The 19,053-nt window shown below is 71.3% G+C and carries 12 protein-coding genes; 7 read left to right on the top strand and 5 right to left on the bottom strand.

The features are described from left to right. Both B100_RS0107135 and B100_RS0107140 read left to right on the top strand, forming a co-directional pair. On the top strand, positions 1 to 4,026 hold a 4,026-nt coding region (locus tag B100_RS0107135; protein WP_024883751.1), incomplete at its 5' end, for a DUF6531 domain-containing protein. Positions 4,027 to 4,073: 47 nt separating this feature from the next. Then, positions 4,074 to 4,673, top strand: coding sequence for a hypothetical protein (locus tag B100_RS0107140; protein WP_024883752.1), 600 nt, complete (start codon positions 4,074 to 4,076; stop codon positions 4,671 to 4,673). Between the two features lie 222 nt (positions 4,674 to 4,895). Here B100_RS0107140 and B100_RS0107145 read toward each other — a convergent pair whose 3' ends face one another. Continuing rightward, on the bottom strand, positions 4,896 to 5,930 hold the full coding sequence (locus B100_RS0107145) for an alpha/beta hydrolase (RefSeq protein ID WP_024883753.1): 1,035 nt from the start codon (positions 5,928 to 5,930) through the stop codon (positions 4,896 to 4,898). Positions 5,931 to 6,205: 275 nt separating this feature from the next. Further along, positions 6,206 to 7,825, bottom strand: coding sequence for a phosphodiester glycosidase family protein (locus B100_RS0107150; protein ID WP_024883754.1), 1,620 nt, complete (start codon positions 7,823 to 7,825; stop codon positions 6,206 to 6,208). Positions 7,826 to 8,154: 329 nt separating this feature from the next. Here B100_RS0107150 and B100_RS0107155 point away from each other — a divergent pair, with 329 nt between their 5' ends. The 5 genes from B100_RS0107155 (at position 8,155) to B100_RS0107175 (ending at position 15,720) form a co-directional block, all read left to right on the top strand. Further along, on the top strand, positions 8,155 to 8,673 hold the full coding sequence (locus B100_RS0107155) for a hypothetical protein (RefSeq protein ID WP_199785219.1): 519 nt from the start codon (positions 8,155 to 8,157) through the stop codon (positions 8,671 to 8,673). After that, positions 8,673 to 10,064, top strand: coding sequence for a hypothetical protein (locus tag B100_RS0107160; RefSeq protein ID WP_037722507.1), 1,392 nt, complete (start codon positions 8,673 to 8,675; stop codon positions 10,062 to 10,064). Before B100_RS0107155 ends, B100_RS0107160 begins: the two co-directional genes overlap by 1 nt. After that, positions 10,061 to 11,581: a VWA domain-containing protein gene (locus tag B100_RS0107165; RefSeq protein WP_024883757.1), complete on the top strand. Its 1,521-nt coding sequence runs from the start codon at positions 10,061 to 10,063 to the stop codon at positions 11,579 to 11,581. The genes B100_RS0107160 and B100_RS0107165 overlap by 4 nt, the downstream gene beginning before the upstream one ends. A gap of 93 nt (positions 11,582 to 11,674) precedes the next feature. Beyond that, on the top strand, positions 11,675 to 12,799 hold the full coding sequence (locus tag B100_RS0107170; RefSeq protein ID WP_024883758.1) for an ATP-binding protein: 1,125 nt from the start codon (positions 11,675 to 11,677) through the stop codon (positions 12,797 to 12,799). Further along, positions 12,796 to 15,720 (top strand): DUF5682 family protein, encoded by a 2,925-nt coding sequence (locus B100_RS0107175; RefSeq protein ID WP_024883759.1) that lies wholly within the window; start codon positions 12,796 to 12,798, stop codon positions 15,718 to 15,720. The genes B100_RS0107170 and B100_RS0107175 overlap by 4 nt, the downstream gene beginning before the upstream one ends. A 95-nt stretch (positions 15,721 to 15,815) precedes the next feature. On the opposite strand, the gene B100_RS0107180 is transcribed toward B100_RS0107175, so the two are convergent. Genes B100_RS0107180 through B100_RS0107190 form a run of 3 tightly spaced genes read right to left on the bottom strand, consistent with a single transcriptional unit; the run spans position 15,816 to position 19,041 of the window. After that, complete coding sequence (locus B100_RS0107180) at positions 15,816 to 17,174, bottom strand: GH1 family beta-glucosidase (RefSeq protein WP_024883760.1); 1,359 nt, start codon at positions 17,172 to 17,174, stop codon at positions 15,816 to 15,818. Between the two features lie 20 nt (positions 17,175 to 17,194). Further along, positions 17,195 to 18,034 carry a carbohydrate ABC transporter permease gene (locus tag B100_RS0107185; protein WP_024883761.1) on the bottom strand — a complete coding sequence of 280 codons (840 nt, stop codon included), beginning with the start codon at positions 18,032 to 18,034 and terminating at the stop codon, positions 17,195 to 17,197. Between the two features lie 17 nt (positions 18,035 to 18,051). After that, positions 18,052 to 19,041, bottom strand: coding sequence for a carbohydrate ABC transporter permease (locus B100_RS0107190; RefSeq protein ID WP_024883762.1), 990 nt, complete (start codon positions 19,039 to 19,041; stop codon positions 18,052 to 18,054). Positions 19,042 to 19,053 lie beyond the last annotated feature (12 nt).

Genomic DNA, 19,053 nt, shown 5'->3' on the forward strand with positions numbered 1-19,053 from the left:
GCCAAGAGCGCGCACACGAAGGCGCAGTCGGACGTCACGTCCGCACAGGGCGCGCTGGACGCGGCGAAGAAGATGGCCGCGGACGCGCGGAAGATGCGTGAGGAGGCGGCGCGGGACGCGAAGTCGAAGATCGACGAGGCGTCGGACGCGGGGATCCAGAACCGGTCGTGGTGGGAGGAGATCGGCGACTGGTTCACCGACAACTGGGACAACATCGTCGCCGCCTGCAAGATCGTGGTGGCGGTTGTCGGCATCGTCGCCATGATCATCGGAGGGCCGATCCTCGGCGCGATCGTGCTCATCGCCGCGCTCGTCGTCCTCGCCGACACGCTCTACAAATACTCCAAGGGGCAGGCGTCCCTCTGGGACGTGGGACTGGCCGCGCTGGACTGCATACCCGGCATGAAGGGCTTGACCACCCTCGGCGGCCTCGCCAAAGGCATGAAGGCCTTCGGCAAGACCGGGCTCAAGGGCATGGCCCTCGGGGTCCGGGGACTGGGCAGAAGCACGAGCGGCCTCGGCCGGCAGATGAAGCAGCTCATCACCCGGGGCGACCCGGTCGATCTCGCCACCGGGGAGATGGTCATGTCCGCCACGGACGTGACGCTGGAGGGAGTCCTGCCCCTGACGTTGGAACGCCACCATCGGAGTCGCACACGCGGCGGTCGCCTTCTGGGACCCAGCTGGACCAGCACGCTCGACCAGCGACTGGTTCTGGACTCCGACGGCGTACGTCTCGTGGTCGACGACGGCATGGTGCTGCATTACCCCGTCCCTGAGCCGGACCTCACCGTTCTGCCCGTCACCGGCCCCCGATGGCCGTTGAGCTGGGACGGCACGGCCGAGGGGGAGATGGTCGTGGCGCGGAGCGAGACGGGGCAGCGTATGCATTTCCGCCCTCTCCCCGGGCGGCCGGCCGCGGAGCTGCCGCTGGCCGCGATCCGCGACCGCAACGGCAACTCCGTCGACGTGACCTACGGCGAGGACGGCATGCCTCGGGAGGTCGTCCACCACGGCGGCTACCGCATCGGCGTGGCCTGCGAGGACGGCCGGATCACCGAGCTCGCGCTGCTCAGCCATCCCGACCGGCCGACGCTGGTCCGGTACGGGTACGACCACCGCGGCAATCTCTCCGCCGTGTACAACTCCTCCGGCCTGCCTCTTCGGTTCGACTACGACGACGGCAGGCGTGTCACCCGCTGGGAGGACCGCAACGGCGTCTGGTACCGCTTCCTCTACGACGCAACCGGCCGCTGCACGGCCGGCCACGGCAAGGAAGGCTTCCTCGACTACACGTTCACGTACGACGACGATGCCCGTCGTACCGTGGCCGTCGACTCGCTGGGCCACGCCACCCATTACCGGTTCAACGACTCCTTCCAACTCGTCGAGGAGACCGACGCACTCGGTCACACGGTGCTTCACGAGTGGGACGACCACGACCGTCTGATCCGGCGCACCGACCAGCTCGGACGAGCTCTGCGCCTGGAGTGGGACGACGCGGGACGGCTGACGTCCGTGCGGCTGCCCGACGGCTCCGAGTCGACGGCCCGCTACAACGACCTGGGACTGCCGGTCGAGATCACCGAGTACGACGGCGCGACCCTGCGACAGGAGTGGGACGAACGCGGCAACTGCGTCGCACTGACCACTGCCGACGGCTCCACGACCAGATTCACCCGCGAGCCCTCGGGCGCCCTGGCAACCCTCACCGACGCCGAGGGCTCCGAGTACCGCTTCCTCAACAACGCGGCCGGGCAGCCGACCGCGGCGGTCGACCCCGTCGGCGCCGTGATCACGTACACGTACGACCCCTTCGGGCGCACCGGCCTCGTCACGGACTCCCTGGGCGGCGAGATACGCCGGACCTGGTCCGTGGAGGGCCTGCTCACTTCGGTCACGGACACGGACGGCACGTCGGAGCGCTGGACGTACGACGGCGAAGGCAATCTGATCAGCCACACGGACCAGATGGGCCGCGTCACCCGCTTCACCTACGGTCCGTTCGACGTGCTCACCTCCCGCACGACCCCGGACGGCGTCCGGCACACCTTCACCCACGACTCCGAGCTCCGGCTGCTGCGGGTCACCGATGCGCGCGGACTGACCTGGGACTACCGCTACGACCCGGTGGGCAACCTGGTCTCGGAGACGGACTTCGACGACCGTACGCTCACCTACACCTACGATGCCGCCCGTCAGCTCATGAGCCGGACGAACGCCGTCGGTCAGACAGTCGTCCACGCGTACGACGAGGTGGGAGCGCTGACAGCGTCGACCCTCGAGGGCCGTGTCACGACCTACCGCCACGACCGGGCCGGCCGTCTCGTCCACGCGGTGGGGCCCGACGCCACCCTCTCGTACACCTACGACGCCGCGGGGCGGGTGACCGCGGAAACCGTCGACGGCCGGACGCTCACGACCGTCCACGACCCCCTGGGCCGTCCCATCGCCCGGACCACGCCGAGCGGGGCCGTCACCAGGTACGCCTACGACCGGGCCGGCCGGCGCACCCACCTCACCACCGCCGGCCGCACGCTCACGTTCGCGCACGACCTCCTCGGCCGGGAGACCGCCAGGAGCTACGACACCGGTCTCGCCCTCGCCTCGACGTGGGACGCCCGGGGCCGTCTGACCAGCCAGGAGATGACCGCTGCCGGACGAGCGGCCCCGGTGACGCAGCGGACGTACGCCTACCGGCCGGACGGTCATGTCACCGCACTCGCCGAGAGCGGAAGCGGGCGCCGCGCGTTCGACCTCGACCCCTCCGGCCGCGTACTCGGCGTGCGCGCGGAAGGGTGGACCGAAACCTACGCCTACGACGCGTACGGCAATCAGACCCGGGCATCCTGGCCCGACCGGTGTCCCGCACCGGAAGCCCAGGGTGACCGCGTCCATCAGGGCAACCGCGTCGTGCGCGCGGGCCGCGTCCACTACGAGTACGACGCGGCCGGCCGGGTGGTGCTGCGCCGCCGGGTGCGGCTGTCCCGCAAGGCCGACATCTGGCGGTACGCCTGGGACGGTGACGACCGGCTCGCGTCGGTCGTGACACCGGACGGCACCATGTGGCGCTACCTCTACGACCCGCTGGGCAGGCGCGTCGCAAAGCAGCGCCTGGCCGTCGACGGGCGCACGGTGGCCGAGGAGACCCGGTTCACCTGGGACGGGCCGCATCTGGTGGAGCAGGTCACGGCGCGCGCGGATTCGTCCGAGGTGTCCACGCTGACCTGGGAACGGGACGGCGTCCGGCCCATCGCCCAGGTCCGGCGCTCCGCCCTCGCCGACGCGCCGCAGGACGTCGTCGACGAGCAGTTCCACGCGATCGTCACGGACCTCATCGGCACCCCCACGGAACTCGTCTCCGAGGAGGGTGAGGTGGCGTGGCGCGCGAGAGCGACGCTCTGGGGGCTCACGCCGGACGAAGGCTCCGGCACCTCGACCCCGCTGCGCTTCCCCGGCCAGTACGCCGACGCCGAGTCGCAGCTGCACTACAACTTCTTGCGCTACTACGACCCGGTCGCCGCCACCTACGTCAGCGCGGACCCGCTGGGCCTCGACGCGGGTCCCCACCCTCGTACCTATGCGCCGAACCCACTGACGTGGTTCGACTACCTGGGCCTGCTGACCTGTGCGGAGAACGCCGCACAGCTGGCCAAGAACCTCGCGCGAGAAGGACGCGGCAAGGGGCCGGGACAGGCCGCCGCCCACCTCGTACCGTCCGGCATGAAACGCAACAAGGCGGCGGACACCCGGGCCCTGCTGGAGAAGTACGGCGTCGACATCAACGATGCGGTCAACGGCATCCCGCTGGGGCATCCCCGGCCGCACAACTTCACCCACCGCAAGGACTTCCTGCTGCGCCTCAACTCACATCTCACCGACCTCACGGAGACGATGACGGAGGCCGGGCACGGTGCGCGCGCCATTCGCAGCGCGCTGCGCCGGGAACTACGCTCCATCGGGCAACAGGTCGAGAAGGAACTGGCGGGAGGGCAGCCAGGTTCGGGAGCGGTCTGGACGGCGTAGGACGACAGGCCGGTTCCGCCCCGACGACGAACATGAAGGGTGACCCGATGACCGAAACGCCGGAGACGAGCCCGGCGGTGTACCGGCTGCTTCCGAAGCTGGCCGAGTACCAGCAGCTCACCCCGGACGGAGGGGACCTTCGCCGGCTCAAACGCTGGCAGCGGCTGGGCGCGGAGGAGGACCGGCCCGTCCTGTTCCGGACCGAATGGGCCGGAGAGCGGAAGTGGTCCAAGGGAGACTTTCCTTCGGGCTATCCCGGTGCCCCGATCCTGAGCCGGCGCCTCGTCGACCGGTTCGGAGCCGATGCGCTGCGGACGGCGGGCAGCCTGATGCCGGTCGAGATCGACGACGCGACGAAGGACGAGTACTGCCTGCTCCTGGTCGACCAGGTGATCGACTGCCTGGACCTACGGAGGTCGTCGAAACCGAAAAAGCTGAACGGGGAGGTCACCAAGGCGGTGTACCGCGCGGACGCCCTCCCTTCCCACCTCCCGGCATTCCGCCTGCCGCAGTTCCCCGGGGCCGTGCAGTGGACCGGCTGGGCAGCCGAGAGGCTGGTCGAACTGACAGGCGACCAGATCGAAGCGCGCCTGTGCTGGTCCGGCGATCCGACGGCGGTCCCGCACCCCGACCCGTGGGGCTTCTAGTCGGGTACGCCCACCCTGATGCCGGGGTCGTCAGCGCACCGCCGACATCCGGGCGCGCGGCTCCGTCCGGTGGCGCACGCCGGTCACCAGCGGTGCAGCGGTCAGGGCAAGGGCGGCTGACCGGCATGGTCAACTCCCCGGCAGCGGACGGGCGATCCGGCGCGGGCCGCCGCGCTGAATTGCCTGTCTGCGTGAGCGCGAGTGGCGCCGCCGGGTGTCCCGTCAGCCCTTCACACCCAGCGCGCCCAGCAGCATCGGCAGCGAGGCGTGCAGTTCGCGTTCCCAGTAGCGCCAGGTGTGGGTGCCGGGGCCGTAGAAGTTCGTGGTCAGGTGCTTGGCGCCCACCCGCTGCAACTCGGCTGCCAGGGCGTGGTTCTGGCGGTTGAAGTCCGCCTCGAGGGCGCTGGAGGCACCCGGTGCGTCCAGCGGGCCCGCGGTGCCGTCGCCGCAGGACAGGTAGACGGGCAGGGACTTGAGCCGCTTCGCCAGGTGGAACGGGTCGTGGGCCTGCCAGATGCGGCGCTGCGCGACCGGGTCGCCCCACACCCGGAGGGGGTCGTTGCCCTGACCCGCGAAGAGGCCCAGGATGCGGTTGACCGACTCGTCGTTGAGCAGCGGGTGCGCGGAACCCGAGTAGGCGGCGGTGGCCTTGAACATCCCGGGGTGGCGCGCGGCGTACAGGAGAGCGCCCTGGCCGCCCATCGACAGGCCGGCGACGACGCGATTGCGACCGGCGCCCCAGTCGCGTTCGAGGAGGTGGCGCAGTTCGACGGTGTGGAAGGTCTCCCAGGCGGGGTCACCGCCCTCGCCGTAGTTCCACCAGTCGCTGTACCAGCCGTTCCAGCCCGCCTCCGGCATGACCACGAGCACGTTGCGCAGGCTTTCGGTCTCCGCGACGTCCGTCAGCGAGGTCCAGGAGGTGTAGTCGCCACAGCAGCCGTGCAACAGCCAGAAGGTGGGCCAATGCTGCCGTCGGTCGGACGGATCCCAGCCGTCCGGGGTCAACAGGCGGACCTTGACGGTGCGGCCGCCCAGTGCCGTCGAGCGGACCGACAGGTCGACCTGCCGGTCCGCGACCTGCGTGACCGACACCACTTCGGCACCACGCCGTCCCGCCTCACCCTGCACCAGGGCACGCTCCTCGGAAGCGTCTGCCGGGGTCGGGGCGACGAGTGTCGGTGTGGCCGGTACCAGCGCGAGAATCAGGACGGCCAGGACGAGACGGACACGGGCTCGGAGGGTCACGACGGCGGTCACGGCGGCTCCCTTGGGTGCTGTTCGTGGCTGCAGCAACTAGTTCGGCAGGGCGCGGGCGGAAGTGCCCTGAGGCAGCATCCACCACAGGAGGCGATCGGCGACAGTCCGCAGGTCTCGCGTACCAGGCAGACGCCGGTGCCGGCGGTGATATTCGGCCTTCGCTGATGCCCACCGCGTGAGGCCGCGGCCAAGCGGCAGAGTCGTCGTGCTCCGGGTCGTCCGCCTCGCCGCTCGGCCACTGGAGCCTGGCCCTGTCAGAAGCCGACGTCCAGGCGTCAGCGCTTGCGGGGAAGAAGCAGCAGGGCGTCGCCCACCGGCCGTTCGCCCGCCGCGTCGGACGGAGCGTTGACGACCTGGCCCTTCGCCACCATCGTCGTCGATCCGCCGCCGTCGAGGTTGACGGCGTCCCGCAGGCCGAGGGAACGGGCCACCTTCGCGCTCTCGGTGATGCTCAGCCCGAGCGAGTCCGTGCTGCGGCCGTCGGCCGTGACCAGGACGGTGCGGCCGGACGCGTCGGTGCCGGCGAGAGTGCGGGGATTGCGCTTGTGGACCCAGCCGTAGTACCAGCTGGGGTCTCCGGGGTGCACCATGCCGTCGGTGGCCGGGGTGACGTGGAGGCGTCCGTCGCGGACCAGTTCGGGGCCCGCGTTGACAATGTCCGTGCCGCGCCCCGGCGTCACGCGGCGGCCCCGGTCGTCGCGGAGGCTCGTCTCGACGCGCAGGCGCTCACCGGGGCGGGCCAGAGCCGTCAGCGCGGCCATGTGTCGGCCGGTCGCCTGGATCGAGCTGCCACCCGACGGCAACGGGCCGCCGCGGAACGGGCGCAGCTCCATCACACGGCCCCTGCTGTCCAGGACGGCTTCCACGCCCTCACCCACCGGAGTACTCGCGCCGTACTCCGGTGTGAACGCGACCAGTTGGTCGAGGTTGGTGCATGTCACGTCGTGCAGGGGCAGCGAGGTGGGGCTGTCGTCCTCGCTGCCGCCGCAGTTCCGGATCAGGCCCGGGACCCGGTTGACGCCGTTGAGGGCCAGGGAGGTGCCGCGCGCCGAGACCCTGCCCTCCCAGGTGAGACGGGTGATCCGCGTACGCCGGCCGTTGTCCTGGACGACGAACCCGGGCCGCCCGCTCACCGGTTCGCTCAGCAGGCGTCCGTCGTACACGCCGACGCCCGCCGGGTCCCCCGGCGCGCCCGACCGGGGGTCGAGGACGAAGAAGCCCGCGTTGACCGCCGCCACGGCGCCGGCGTCGTTCGCGAGGGTGCTGACGGTCTCGCGGTTCTCGATGTCGGGGCCGTGGGTGGCGTCGAGGGTGCCCCGGAACGTGCGCGGGTCGATGGTGAGGACGTCCAGGCGCCACGGGCCGTGGTCCGTGGCCGCGCCGTCCCAGCCCGTGTAGGTGACCGAGCCCGTGTAGCCGGCCCTGATCATCCGGGTGCGTTCCGCTGTCGCCGCGGACTGGGACGGGAAGCCGCCGATGCGGACGCGCCAGCCGAGCGTGCCGCCCGCGTAGTCGGTCGTGCTCGGCGTCGTCACCTGCTCGGACCGCGCGTCGAAGCCGTCACCGCGCAGGTCGGCGGCGAGCTCGTCGGCGCTGGCCCTGTCCTTGAGGGTGGTCGCCGGGGCGTCCGGGTCGGGCGAGGTGTCGCCGCCGGGAATCGTCGCCTCGACGGTCCAGTGGTGCGCCGGGTCCACGGCGCCGCGCACGATGCGGGTCAGGGTCAGGCCGGGCTGCAAGGTCTGCGTGGTGCGGGTCTCCGCGAGGTCGGACGAGCCCAGTGGAAGGGTCGCGCGGCTGCTGCCGGGACGCGTGTCCGCGGACGCATGGCCAGGCGGCCCGGTCACGGCCAGGGCGATGCCGAGGGCGGCGGCCGCCCCGCACAGTCTTCTCTTCATCCTTGACCGACCTCTCGCGCGTCGAGCCTGCCCGCGTCGCCCGTCGAGCGACGACCCGGTGGGAACATGCGTCACTTTCTCGCCTTGCGCTGACGGCGTCACGAACAGTCACTTAACGCACGCTGGACAAGTATCGACCTGTGGGAACGCACGTCAAGAAGGCCTGTCGGACGAACAGTTGGTCGGACACTGGGCCGATCGGCCTACGACGGGAGGGGCAGCCTCGGGCGGTTTCTCCCACTTGTCCACAGCCCTGGGCCGTTGTCAGTGGCCGTCGATAGATTCCTCCGCGTCCCGCCGATCTGGCGAGGACATCCCCTTTCGCATGCATGGGAGATGGCGCGTTGTCGGTCTGGGAGAGGTCGAGCACAGTGCGGGTGGTGCCGTCCGCACGGCCGCGGAAGCTGGCCAAGGTGCCGTTCGTCGAGCTGGCGGACGGGCGGTTGCAGGGGGTGGTGTCCAGCGGCTCCGACATCGGACGGGTGTATGTGTCGTCGGTGGAGGCGGGGACGTACGCGTTCTCGTGCAGCACCAACAACAACCGGCCCTGTGGCGGGGCGCGCGGAGCGTTCTGCAACCACATACGGGCGCTGATCGGCGAGGCCGTGCTGCAGTACGGCGCGGAGCGCGTCGCCCGGTACCTGAAGGTGGAGGTCTCCGGTGAGGAGGCCGACGCGCACGCCCTCACCGTCGCCATGACGTCCACGCGTCCGTCCCAGGGCGACAAGTCGGCCGCGGCTCAGGTGTTCAGCCGCTTCCTGCGCCATCTGGCCTATCTGGAGTTCACGCCGACGACCGCTCCCTTGCCCGAGATGCACTGGTTCCCGACGGCCGGGGCGGTGGCGTGATGCGTGTGGATCTGCTGACCGACACAGTCGACGGGCTGGACGAGGCCCTGGCCGCCGTGGACGGATTCGACCAGGTGCTCGTCGGCGGGCTGCTCCGTCCGCAGCCGGCCCAGGCCGCCGGTCTGGCCGGGCTCGCGGACGCCGTCGCCGGGTCTCCGCTGGCCGGGCGGGTCGCCGAGGCGGCCGAGAAGTCCGCGGCGGGCGCCGCGGACGAAGACCACTTCATGGTGCTCGCCGCCGCCCGCACCGCGCTGCTGGGCTCCGTGCACGACGCGCTCGTCGAGCGGGTCGAGGGGGCGGTCGGGCGGCCGCGCTCCGAGGAGGGTTCCGCCCCGGCCGTGGGCGCGGAGCATCCGGTGAACCTGCTGACGGCGGCGCGCGGCTGGCTGTGCGACCTGGCGCGGGCCGGCTGGCAGGGCATCGACCACGAACTGGTCGGTGGTGCCGCTCCCGTCGTGACCGCGATGCTGCCCGAGCCGGCGCTGCGGCGGCTCGCCACGCTGCTCGACGGCTTCGCCGCGGAACTCGCGGCCTCCTGCCCCGGCGCCACTCTGGAGCGGGTGCCGGTGCGCCGGTGGGCCGACCTGTGGTCGCGGGCGATGCTGCTGACGCTGCCGGGTGCGGACCAGGCGACCGCCGTCACGGAGGTCACCGGTCGTCTGCTGCCGCTCGGTGTCGACCTGCACGAACACGCCACCGCCGTGCAGGCGCAGGTGCACGCGGTGTTCGAGCCGGCGGACGGCACGACGCCGCGGCTGGTGCGGGCCGGTGTGTCGGCGCCCAAGCCGGAGACCGTCGTCGGAGCCGGACTGTGGCAGCTGCTGCGGCCGCACATGTCCCTGCTGGCCGCCGTGAGCGAGGGGCGTGCCATGGAGCTCGACGCCATGCCCGTCACCGCGGAGGGTGACCTGATCTGGGACGACGCCCGCGCCACCCCGGGCGAGCCCGCCGACGTCTTCGCCACCGCGCGGGTGGCGCTGCCCACCGCGACCGCCGCCCCCCTGGCGCCGGTGGACCGGCATCCGGCGCGGATCGCCGTGCCCGTGCTGCTCGAGGGGTACGCCGTCGCGCAGGAGGACGACCGGGTCGTCTTCCGGGTAGCCGGGGAGCGTCTCACCGTCGACGCCGGGCGGGTGCCTGCCGCCGGCCCGCTGACCCCGGAGGCGGTGGCCGCGTCCGGCGCGTGCCTGGGCCTGCTGCGCTGGGACGCCGGGGAGTTCCTGCTCCAGCCGCTGGCCGTGGAGCGGACGGTGCGGAAGAAGCCCGTCGCGGTGCACGCGGGGGCCTGGGCCGGAGGCACCGCCGACAAGGCGGGCGTACGGGCCGAGAAGGCGGCCACCGATGCCGTGAACGTGCTGCGCGAGCGCGCGGGAAGGCTGCTGCGGAAATGAGCGAGGTGACCATCGACGGCGATGGGACTGAGGGGACTCCGGGGCACGGCCCCGACCCCACTCATGCTCCCGGCTTCGGCTCTGACCCCACCTCCGCTCCAGGCCCAGGCTCCGCCCCCGCTCCCGCCCCCGACCCGGACGAAAGCCGGCGGCAGGTCCTGTACTGGCGGCTGCTGGCCCGCCTCTTCGACCCGGAGGAGCAGGCGTCCCTGGAGTCGGCGAGTGTCGCGGTGGTGGAGGACATCGGTCTCCCGACGGCGCTGCTCGACCCGGCCGCGTCCGTCGACTCCGTCGTGCAGCGGCACCCGGATCTGGCCGCCGAGTTCGACGGGCTGATGACGCCCGAGCCGGATGCGGACGGTGCCCGTGACCGGGCCGCCGAGGTCCGGCGGGCGGCGCTGGCATCGAAGGTGCTGCTCAACGTCTTCGCGACCGGCAGCGGCACGGTCACCGCCGAACAGCTGGCCCGCTGGCAGTCCGACGCCGGCTGGCTGGAGCGGGCGCTGGGCTGCCGGCCCGGTGACCTGCGCGGTGGCGGCCGGGGCAACGGCGCGGGCGCCGGCGGGGGCATCAGCCCGACGGGCACCGGTGTCGGCATGCCCGCGCCCGATCTGAGCAGGCTGATCCCGGAGATCGGTCCGGAACTGGGGTCGATCGAGGCCGGACTCGTGCGGCGGATGCATCTGCGGGAGGTGCTGGCCGACCCCGCGCTCGCCTCACGGCTGACGCCGAGCATGTCGCTCATCGAGCAGCTGCTGCGGGACAAGAACAACCTCTCCGGGGTCGCCCTCGCCAACGCCAAGGCGCTGATCAAGCGCTACGTGGACGAGGTCACCGAGGTGCTGCGCACGCAGGTGGAGAAGGCCACAGTCGGTGAGCTGGACCGGTCCGTGCCGCCCAAGCGGGTCTTCCGCAACCTCGACATGGACCGCACCATCTGGAAAAACCTCACCAACTGGGACCCCGAGGAGCAGCGACTCTACGTCGACCGCCTCTACTACCGGCACACCAGCCGTAAGACGACCCCGCAGCGGCTCGTCGTCGTGGTGGACCAGTCGGGGTCCATGGTCGACTCGATGGTCAACTGCACCATCCTGGCGTCGATCTTCGCCGGCCTGCCGAAGGTCGACGTGCACCTGATCGCGTACGACACGCAGGCGCTGGACCTGACGCCCTGGGCGCACGACCCGTTCGAGACGCTGCTGCGCACCCAGCTCGGCGGCGGCACCGACGGCACCGTCGCCATGACGCTCGCCCAGCCGAAGATCGCCGAGCCGCGCAACACCGTCGTGGTGTGGATCTCCGACTTCTACGAATGGCGCACGGACGAGCTGTTCGAGAGCATGGCCGCCATCCACCGTTCCGGGGCGAAGTTCATCCCGGTGGGGTCGGTGACCAGCTCCGGCCGCGGCAGCGTCAACCCCTGGTTCCGGGAGAAGTTCAAGGACCTCGGTACGCCGGTGATATCCGGGCACATCAAGAAGCTCGTGCACGAGCTGAAGACGTTCCTCACCTGACCGTCGACGTCTCGACGTCTCGACCTCTCGACGCCTCAACTTCTCATCCCCTCGACTTCTCGACTCCCCCTCACCTCGAAAGGCTCATTCCTCATGTCCGAACTGCTGCGCGCCCCCTCCGAGATCAAGTACGCCGAGGAACTCGACTGGCTGGAGTCGATCGACGACAGCCCCAAGCCGTTCTCGTGGCGTCTGTCGCCGAAGATGGTGCGGCTGTTCATCCTCGGCTCCGAGCGGGCCGACGGACTGGACCGCGAGATCTCGCAGAAGTGGTTCGGCGACCGCAGCTTCGTGGAACGGTCGATCGTCACCCTCGCCTCCGACCGCGGCCTGCTGCTCATCGGCGACCCCGGCACCGGCAAGAGCTGGCTCGCCGAGCTGCTGTCCGCCGCGATCTGCCGCAACTCCACGCTGGTGGTGCAGGGCACGGCGGGGACGACCGAGGACCACATCAAGTACTCGTGGAACGTGTCGATGGTGATCGCCAAGGGCCAGTCGCGTGAGTCGATGATTCCCTCGCCGATCATGACCGCGATGGAGGCCGGCGCGATCGGCCGCTTCGAGGAGCTGACCCGGTCCACCAGTGACGTGCAGGACGCGCTGATCTCGATCCTCTCCGAGAAGTACATCTCCGTTCCCGAGCTGGAGAGCGGTGGCGGCGACGACAACATCGTGTTCGCCAAGCCCGGCTTCTCGATCATCGCCACCGCCAACAGCCGCGACCGGGGCGTCAACGACCTGTCGTCCGCGCTGAAGCGCCGTTTCAACTTCGTCCGCATTCCGGTGGTGACGAACAAGAAGAGCGAGGCGGAGATCGTCCGTTTCCGCACCGAGGAACTGCTGCGCCGCCACTCGATCGACCTGGACGTGCCTCCGACGCTGCTCGACGTGCTGCTGCAGAGCTTCGCCGACCTGCGGGCCTCCGCCGCGTCGGCCGGCAGCGACGACGAGAAGCTGGAGTCCGCGCTCTCCACGGCCGAGCAGATCGGTGTGCTGGAGGACGCGGTGCTGCACAGCAACTTCTTCGGTGAGCGCGCCCTCACCGCGCGCACCCTGGCGTCCTCGCTGGTCGGGTCGCTGACCCGGCGCGAGCCGGAGGACCTGGCCATACTCAACAAGTACCTGCACGGGGTCGTCGAGCCCCGCAGCAAGGACGAGGGCGGGGCCTGGCCCGAGTTCCTCGAGGGCGGCCGCGACGCGATCGCCACCCTGTCGTGAGCGGGCCCCAGGAGATTGGCGTGTTCACCGCTCTGCGTACGCAACTGCAGGAGGCGGCCACCGAGTTCGCCGGCGGGCCCGACGCCCTCGAGGGCATCCTCCTGGGCCTGGTGGACGACGTCGACCGGGCGGTACGCGAACCGCTGGAGATCTTCCCGGTCTGCCACCACTCCCCCGCCTCCGCCCTCGCCATGGCCCGCCGGCTGCGGGAGAAGCAGCCCAAGGTCGTGTACCTGGAGCTGTGCGAGGACATGGCTCCGCTGCTGTCCGAACTGCGCAACTGCCGACTGCCGGTGGCGGTCCAGGCGTTCGCGGGCGAGATCGACGGCTTCCCCCAGGAGTGGGCGCCGCTGTCGGTCGTCGCGCCGATCACCGAGGCGTCCGCCGAGTACCAGGCCATCGCCTATGCCCTGGACACCCCGGGCGTGGAGCTGGTCCTGGTCGACCGCTCCTCCGACCACGTCTTCCAGTGGGACCGCGCGGACACCGCCGACGCCTGGGGCGCTTCGGCGGAGGAGGACGCGCCGAAGGCCGAGGAGGCCGCGCTGCACGGCGAGGCGGTCGGCGTCGAGATCGGCGACCTGCGCCCGCGCTTCGCGGAGCTGGAGGAGCACCTGCTCCGCCACGGCAAGGTGCGGCACTGGTCGGAGTGGTGGCACCAGTACGTCGAGGTGCCGCTCGGGGACAGCGACCACGACACCTACCGGCAGGTCATGTTCCTGATCGGCAGCCTGTTCCGGCGGCTCGCGCCGGGCGACGGCGACCGGGTCCGGGTGGACGAGGACCGCGAGCGGTACATGTGGACGCGGATGCGTGAGCACCTGGCGGCGACGGGCGCGGACCCGCAGGACTGCCTGTACGTGTGCGGGGCGTTCCACGCGGCCAGCCGGGTGGAGGAGTTCGGCGTGCACGGCCGCTCGGGCGCGTTCACGATCTCCCCGCGCACGGCGACCACCTGGCAGTACGGCCTGATCCCGTCGAGTCACGCGGCGATCGAGGCGCAGTTCGGCCTGGCGGCCGGCTCGGTGTCGATAGCGGCGACGCAGTGGCAGAAGAGCCTCACGCGGACGAAGGTGCGGCCGTACCGGCTGGAGGGACAGGCGGGGGCGCGGAAGTCCCGCGCGAAGAAGGCGCTGCCCGCCGCCGTGTCCGCTGCCGAGGCGCCGGCCACGGACCGGCTGTCCGGGTTCCTGCACCAGCCGCCCGTCCTGGACGGTCTGGACGAGGCGGAGCTGCTCGGCTGGTCCGTGGACATCGTGCGGGCGGCCCGGCGCAACGGGTACCTCGCGTCCACCGCCGACGCCATCGCCGTCTTCGAGACGTCGATCCTGCTCGCGGGGATGCGGGACCGGGCGAAGCCGACGCCGTACGACTTCCAGGACGCGGCGGTCACCTGCATCGAGAAGGACAGGGTGCCCGGGCGGCGGGACGTGCGCCGGCTCGTCGAGATCATGATGGGCGGCGACCGGATCGGGCAGGTGGGTTACGAGGCGCTGCCGCCGCTCGCCCGGGACGTGTACGACCGGCTGGAGCCGCTGGGGCTGAAGCTGCAACAGCGCGGGGTGCAGCGGGCGTTGCTGGACATCGCGGGCCGGCCGGAGCTCGAGGCGTGTTCCGACGTGCTCTGGATGCTGCGGCGGCTGATGCCGCAGGGCGCGGCGCGGCCGATCATGGGTGAGCGGCGGCTCGGTGAGCGGTCGATCCAGGAGTCCTGGGACCTGGCCCTCGGTACCCATCAGCGGGCGCTCATCGAGCTCGGCTACGAGGGCGTCAGCCTCGAACAGGTGCTGGAGCAGCGGCTGCGGCGCGAGGCGTACGGGCCGCGGGCGACGACGGCGGGGGTGCTGGCGGCCGTCGAGGACACGCTGCTGTATCTGCGCAGCGGGCGCCTGGCGGACGAGCTGGGCACGCACGCGTTGAAGGTGCTGGCGGCGGAGCGCAGTGTAGACGGGGCGCCGGAGGTGCTGCGCCGGGCTCGGGCGCTGCTGGCGTACTACCGGACGAGCAGGCCGGCTCTTCCCGCGTGGATCGAGTCGTTCGTCAAGACGGGCTACGCGCACTACTGCACGCTGCTGCCGACCGCGTTCCGGGACGAGGACGCGACGGTGGGGCAGGTCGCGGCGATGCTGGGCTTCCTGTTCAGCATGGAGAGCCTCGCGCTGTCGCTGGGCTGCGACCGTACGCAACTGGAGCTGGCGGTCGCCCAGTCGCACCCGGACGATCCGTCGAAGACGGCACTGCTGTGGGCGGCACAGGTGCAGCTCGGCACCCTGTCGCGCGCCGAACTGCGCGCGCGGTGCGACGCGTTGCTGGACAACCCGCTGGTGGTGCCCTCCTACCCGCGCTACCTCAACGGCTTCGTGCACGCGCTGGAGCCGGTGCCGGGGCTGGCGGACGTGGTGGTGGAGGCGGTGTCGAACGCCTTCGGGCGCCTGCCGGACACGGTGCTGCTCCCGTGGCTGCCGTTGCTGATCACCACCCTGCGCAAGGGGGCCGCCGATCTGGCCCCGCTGCTGATCCGCGAGGCGGGACGGATCTTCCCGGGCCGGCTGCCGGTACTGGACGCGTGGGTGCCTCCGTGGCGGACACCGCAGGAGGACCCGTTCGCGGCCTCCCGGGCCCAGCGCGCGACCACGGCGCCCCGGGGCGCCGCGCTGCTCGCCGCGCATCCGGCGACGGTCGACGCGGTGGCGGAGCTGCTGGGGTGCGTGGACGGCTGGGAGCGGCACGACGGGCCCGCCTCACCCGGCGTGGGCCTGCTGGCCGCGTACCCGGCGGCATGCGACGCGGTGGCGGGGCTGCTCGGGTGCGACGACGGCTGGACCCCCGCGTCCGCCGGTACGGCGCCGGCAGGAGCGGTCCTGCCGAGCCGCCACCCGGCGACGGCGAGGGCCCTCGAGTCCCTCCTCACCACCCCGTGACCCACGACGGTGGCCGGGCCCTTGGTCCCAGGGCTCCGGCCACCGTCACGTCCGCCCCGAGCCAGGCGCCCAAGGCCCGCCCGAGCCTGACGCCGTCACGCCGCCCGGCGTACCCGCTCCCCATGCCCGCGGATGATGTCCGCGTACCGGTGTCCCGAGCCCTTGACCGTGCGGGCCTGGGTGGCGTAGTCGACGTGGACCAGGCCGAAGCGCTTGTCGTAGCCGTACGCCCACTCGAAGTTGTCCAGCAGGGACCAGGCGAAGTAGCCGGCCAACGGCGCTCCCTTGCGGGCGGCGGACGCGCAGGCGGCGATGTGCCGGGTGAGGTAGTCCTGGCGCTCGGGGTCGTCGACGGTGCCGTCGGGGCGGACGACGTCCGGGAAGGCGGAGCCGTTCTCGGTGACGTAGAGCTTGCGGGCGCCGTACTCCTCGGTGAGCCGCAGGAGCAGGGCCTCGATGCCGTTCGCGTCGATCTCCCAGTCCATGCCGGTGCGGGGGACGCCGTCGCGGCGCACGAAGGCGGCGCGGGGGGCCGGGCCCTCGGGGTCGTCGGCGACCACCTGCGGAAAGTAGTAGTTCAGGCCGAGCCAGTCGAGCGGGGCCGCGATGGTCTCCAGGTCGCCGGGGCGTTCGGGGAGGTCGACGCCGTAGACCTCGCGCATGTCCTCGGGGAAGCCGCGGCCGTGGACCGGGTCGAGCCACCAGCGGTTGGTGTGGCCGTCCATGCGGACGGCGGCGGCGCGGTCCTCGGGGCTGTCGCTCGCCGCGTGGATGGTGGAGAGGTTGTTGACGATACCGACCTGGGCGGCGGGGGCCGCGGCGCGGATGGCGCGGGCGGCCAGGCCGTGGCCGAGCAGCAGGTGGTAGGAGGCGCGGACGGCGGCCGTCAGGTCGGTCCAGCCGGGGGCCATCTTGCCCTCGAGGTGGCCGATCCATGCGGAGCACAGGGGCTCGTTGAGGGTGGCCCAGTGGTGGACGCGGTCGCCGAGGCGTTCGGCGACGGCGGAGGCGTACGCGGCGAAGTGATCGGCGGTGTCGCGCTCGGGCCAGCCGCCGCGGTCCTGGAGGCTCTGCGGCAGGTCCCAGTGGTAGAGGGTGACCGACGGGGTGATGCCGGCGTCGAGCAGACCGTCGACGAGCCGGTCGTAGAAGGCCAGGCCCTTGGTGTTGACCGGGCCGTCGCCGCCGGGCACCACGCGCGGCCAGGCGACGGACAGCCGGTAGGCGTTGGTGCCGAGGCGGCGCATCAGGCCGATGTCCTCGCGCCAGCGGTGGTAGTGGTCGCAGGCGGTGTCTCCGTGGTCGTCGTTGTCGATCCGGCCGGGGGTGTGCGAGAAGGTGTCCCAGATCGACGGAGAACGGCCGTCCTCCGCCACGGCGCCCTCGATCTGGTAGGCCGAGGTGGCCGTGCCCCACAGGAAGTCGTCGGGGAGGGCGGCGTAGTCGATGGTCACGAAAGTCCTTTCGGGGTGAGTCACTTGACGGCTCCCGCCGTCAGGCCGGCGACGAGGTAACGCTGGAGGAGCAGGAAGCCGGCGACCACGGGGACGCTCACCACGAGCGAGGCGGCCATGATCTGGTTCCAGTACACGTCGTTGAGGGTGGAGTAACCCTGGAGGCCGACCGCCAGGGTGCGGGTGGTGTCGTTGGTCATCACGGACGCGAAGAGGACCTCGCCCCAGGCGGTCATGAAGGCGTAGACGGCGACCGCGACGATGCCGGGTACGGCCGCGGGGACGACGACGCGGAACAGCGCGCCGAGCGGGCCGCAGCCGTCCACGAGGGCGGCCTCGTCCAGGTCGCGCGGGACGGAGTCGAAGTAGCCGATCAGCATCCAGATGGAGAACGGCAGGGAGAAGGTCAGATACGTCAGGATCAGGCCGCCGCGGGAGCCGAACAGGGCGATGCCGGTGGCGTTGCCGATGTTGACGTAGATGAGGAACAGCGGGAGCAGGAACAGGATCCCGGGGAACATCTGCGTCGACAGCACGGTCACCGTGAAGACGCGCTTGCCGCGGAAGGAGTAGCGGCTGACGGCGTACGCGGAGAACACCGCGATCACCACCGAGCAGACGGTCGCCGCGCCCGCCACGACCAGCGAGTTCACGAAGTAGCGGCCGAGCGGGACGGTGGACCAGATGTCGATGTACGGGCGGATGGTCAGCTCGGTCGGCAGCCAGCGGAACGCGCCGGTGACGTCGGCGAGCGGCTTCAGCGAGCTGGACACCATGACGTAGACGGGGACCAGTACGAAGCCGGTGAGCAGGGTGAGGAAGATCCGCCGGGACCAGAGGAACGAGCGGGGCGGGGCCATCGGGGACCGGGGCAGGCTCATGAGGCGGTCCTCCGTCCGCGTGAGGTGAGGGCGAGGTAGACGCCCGTGACGACGAGCAGGAACAGCAGGAGCAGCACGGACATCGCGGATCCGGTGCCGAAGTTCCAGGTGACGAAGGACGCCTGGTAGATGTGCACGGAGATGAGGTCGGCGGCTTCGGGCGCGCTCTTGCCGAAGAGGACGTAGGGGGTGTTGAAGTCGTTGAACGTCCACAGGAACAGGACGAGCACCAGCACCTGGTTGACCGGGCGGAGCGACGGCAGGGTGATGCGGCGGATCTGCTGGATCATGCCGGCGCCGTCGAGGGCGGCTGCCTCGTACAGTTCGCGCGGGATGTTCTGCAGGCCGGCCATCACGATGAGGAAGGCGAACGGCCACCCCTTCCACACCGACACGGTCAGCAGCGCGACGAAGCTGTTGTCGCCGATGAGCCAGAAGGAGGGCTTGTCGGTGATGCCGAGCTGGTCGTGCAGGACGTGGTTCACCAGGCCGTTGTCGTGCTGGAACATGAACACCCAGGTGATGACGGCCGCGTAGACCGGCAGGGCGTACGGCACCAGGAACAGGGCGCGCAGCAGGCCACGGCCGCGGAAGGTGTCCTGCATGTACACGGCGGCGGCCGTACCGATCAGCCAGCACAGGCCGACGGACAGCAGGGTGAAGGCGATCGTGACGAGGAACGAGTGGAGCAGGGCCTTGCCGACGGGGGCGTCGAAGTCGACCGACACCGTGTAGTTGTCGAGGCCGGCCCAGGGGGCGGTGCTCCAGTCGCGGATGTAGAACTGGGTGAGTTCCTTGAAGCTCATCACGATGCCGATGACCATCGGCACCAGGTGGACGAGGAGTTCGAGGAGCAGGGCGGGCAGAAGCAGCAGGTAGGGCAGTCCGATGCGGCGGAGCCGCCCGGTGCGGCGGCGGGGGCCGCGCGCCGCACCTGGAGGGCTCTTGCTCACGGCGGCCTGAGCTGTGGGGGCAGTGGCAGTCATGGCGGTGTCGGG

The organism is Streptomyces sp. CNH189, assembly GCF_000527195.1.

Bases quoted from the DNA above. Each gene is read 5' to 3' on its own strand.
- B100_RS0107185 (WP_024883761.1), bottom strand. From the start codon at position 18,034: ATGGCCCCGCCCCGCTCGTTCCTCTGGTCCCGGCGGATCTTCCTCACC.
- B100_RS0107150 (WP_024883754.1), bottom strand. From the start codon at position 7,825: ATGAAGAGAAGACTGTGCGGGGCGGCCGCCGCCCTCGGCATCGCCCTG.
- B100_RS0107160 (WP_037722507.1), top strand. From the start codon at position 8,673: ATGCGTGTGGATCTGCTGACCGACACAGTCGACGGGCTGGACGAGGCC.
- B100_RS0107190 (WP_024883762.1), bottom strand. From the start codon at position 19,041: ATGACTGCCACTGCCCCCACAGCTCAGGCCGCCGTGAGCAAGAGCCCT.
- B100_RS0107170 (WP_024883758.1), top strand. From the start codon at position 11,675: ATGTCCGAACTGCTGCGCGCCCCCTCCGAGATCAAGTACGCCGAGGAA.
- B100_RS0107155 (WP_199785219.1), top strand. From the start codon at position 8,155: ATGGGAGATGGCGCGTTGTCGGTCTGGGAGAGGTCGAGCACAGTGCGG.
- B100_RS0107140 (WP_024883752.1), top strand. From the start codon at position 4,074: ATGACCGAAACGCCGGAGACGAGCCCGGCGGTGTACCGGCTGCTTCCG.
- B100_RS0107165 (WP_024883757.1), top strand. From the start codon at position 10,061: ATGAGCGAGGTGACCATCGACGGCGATGGGACTGAGGGGACTCCGGGG.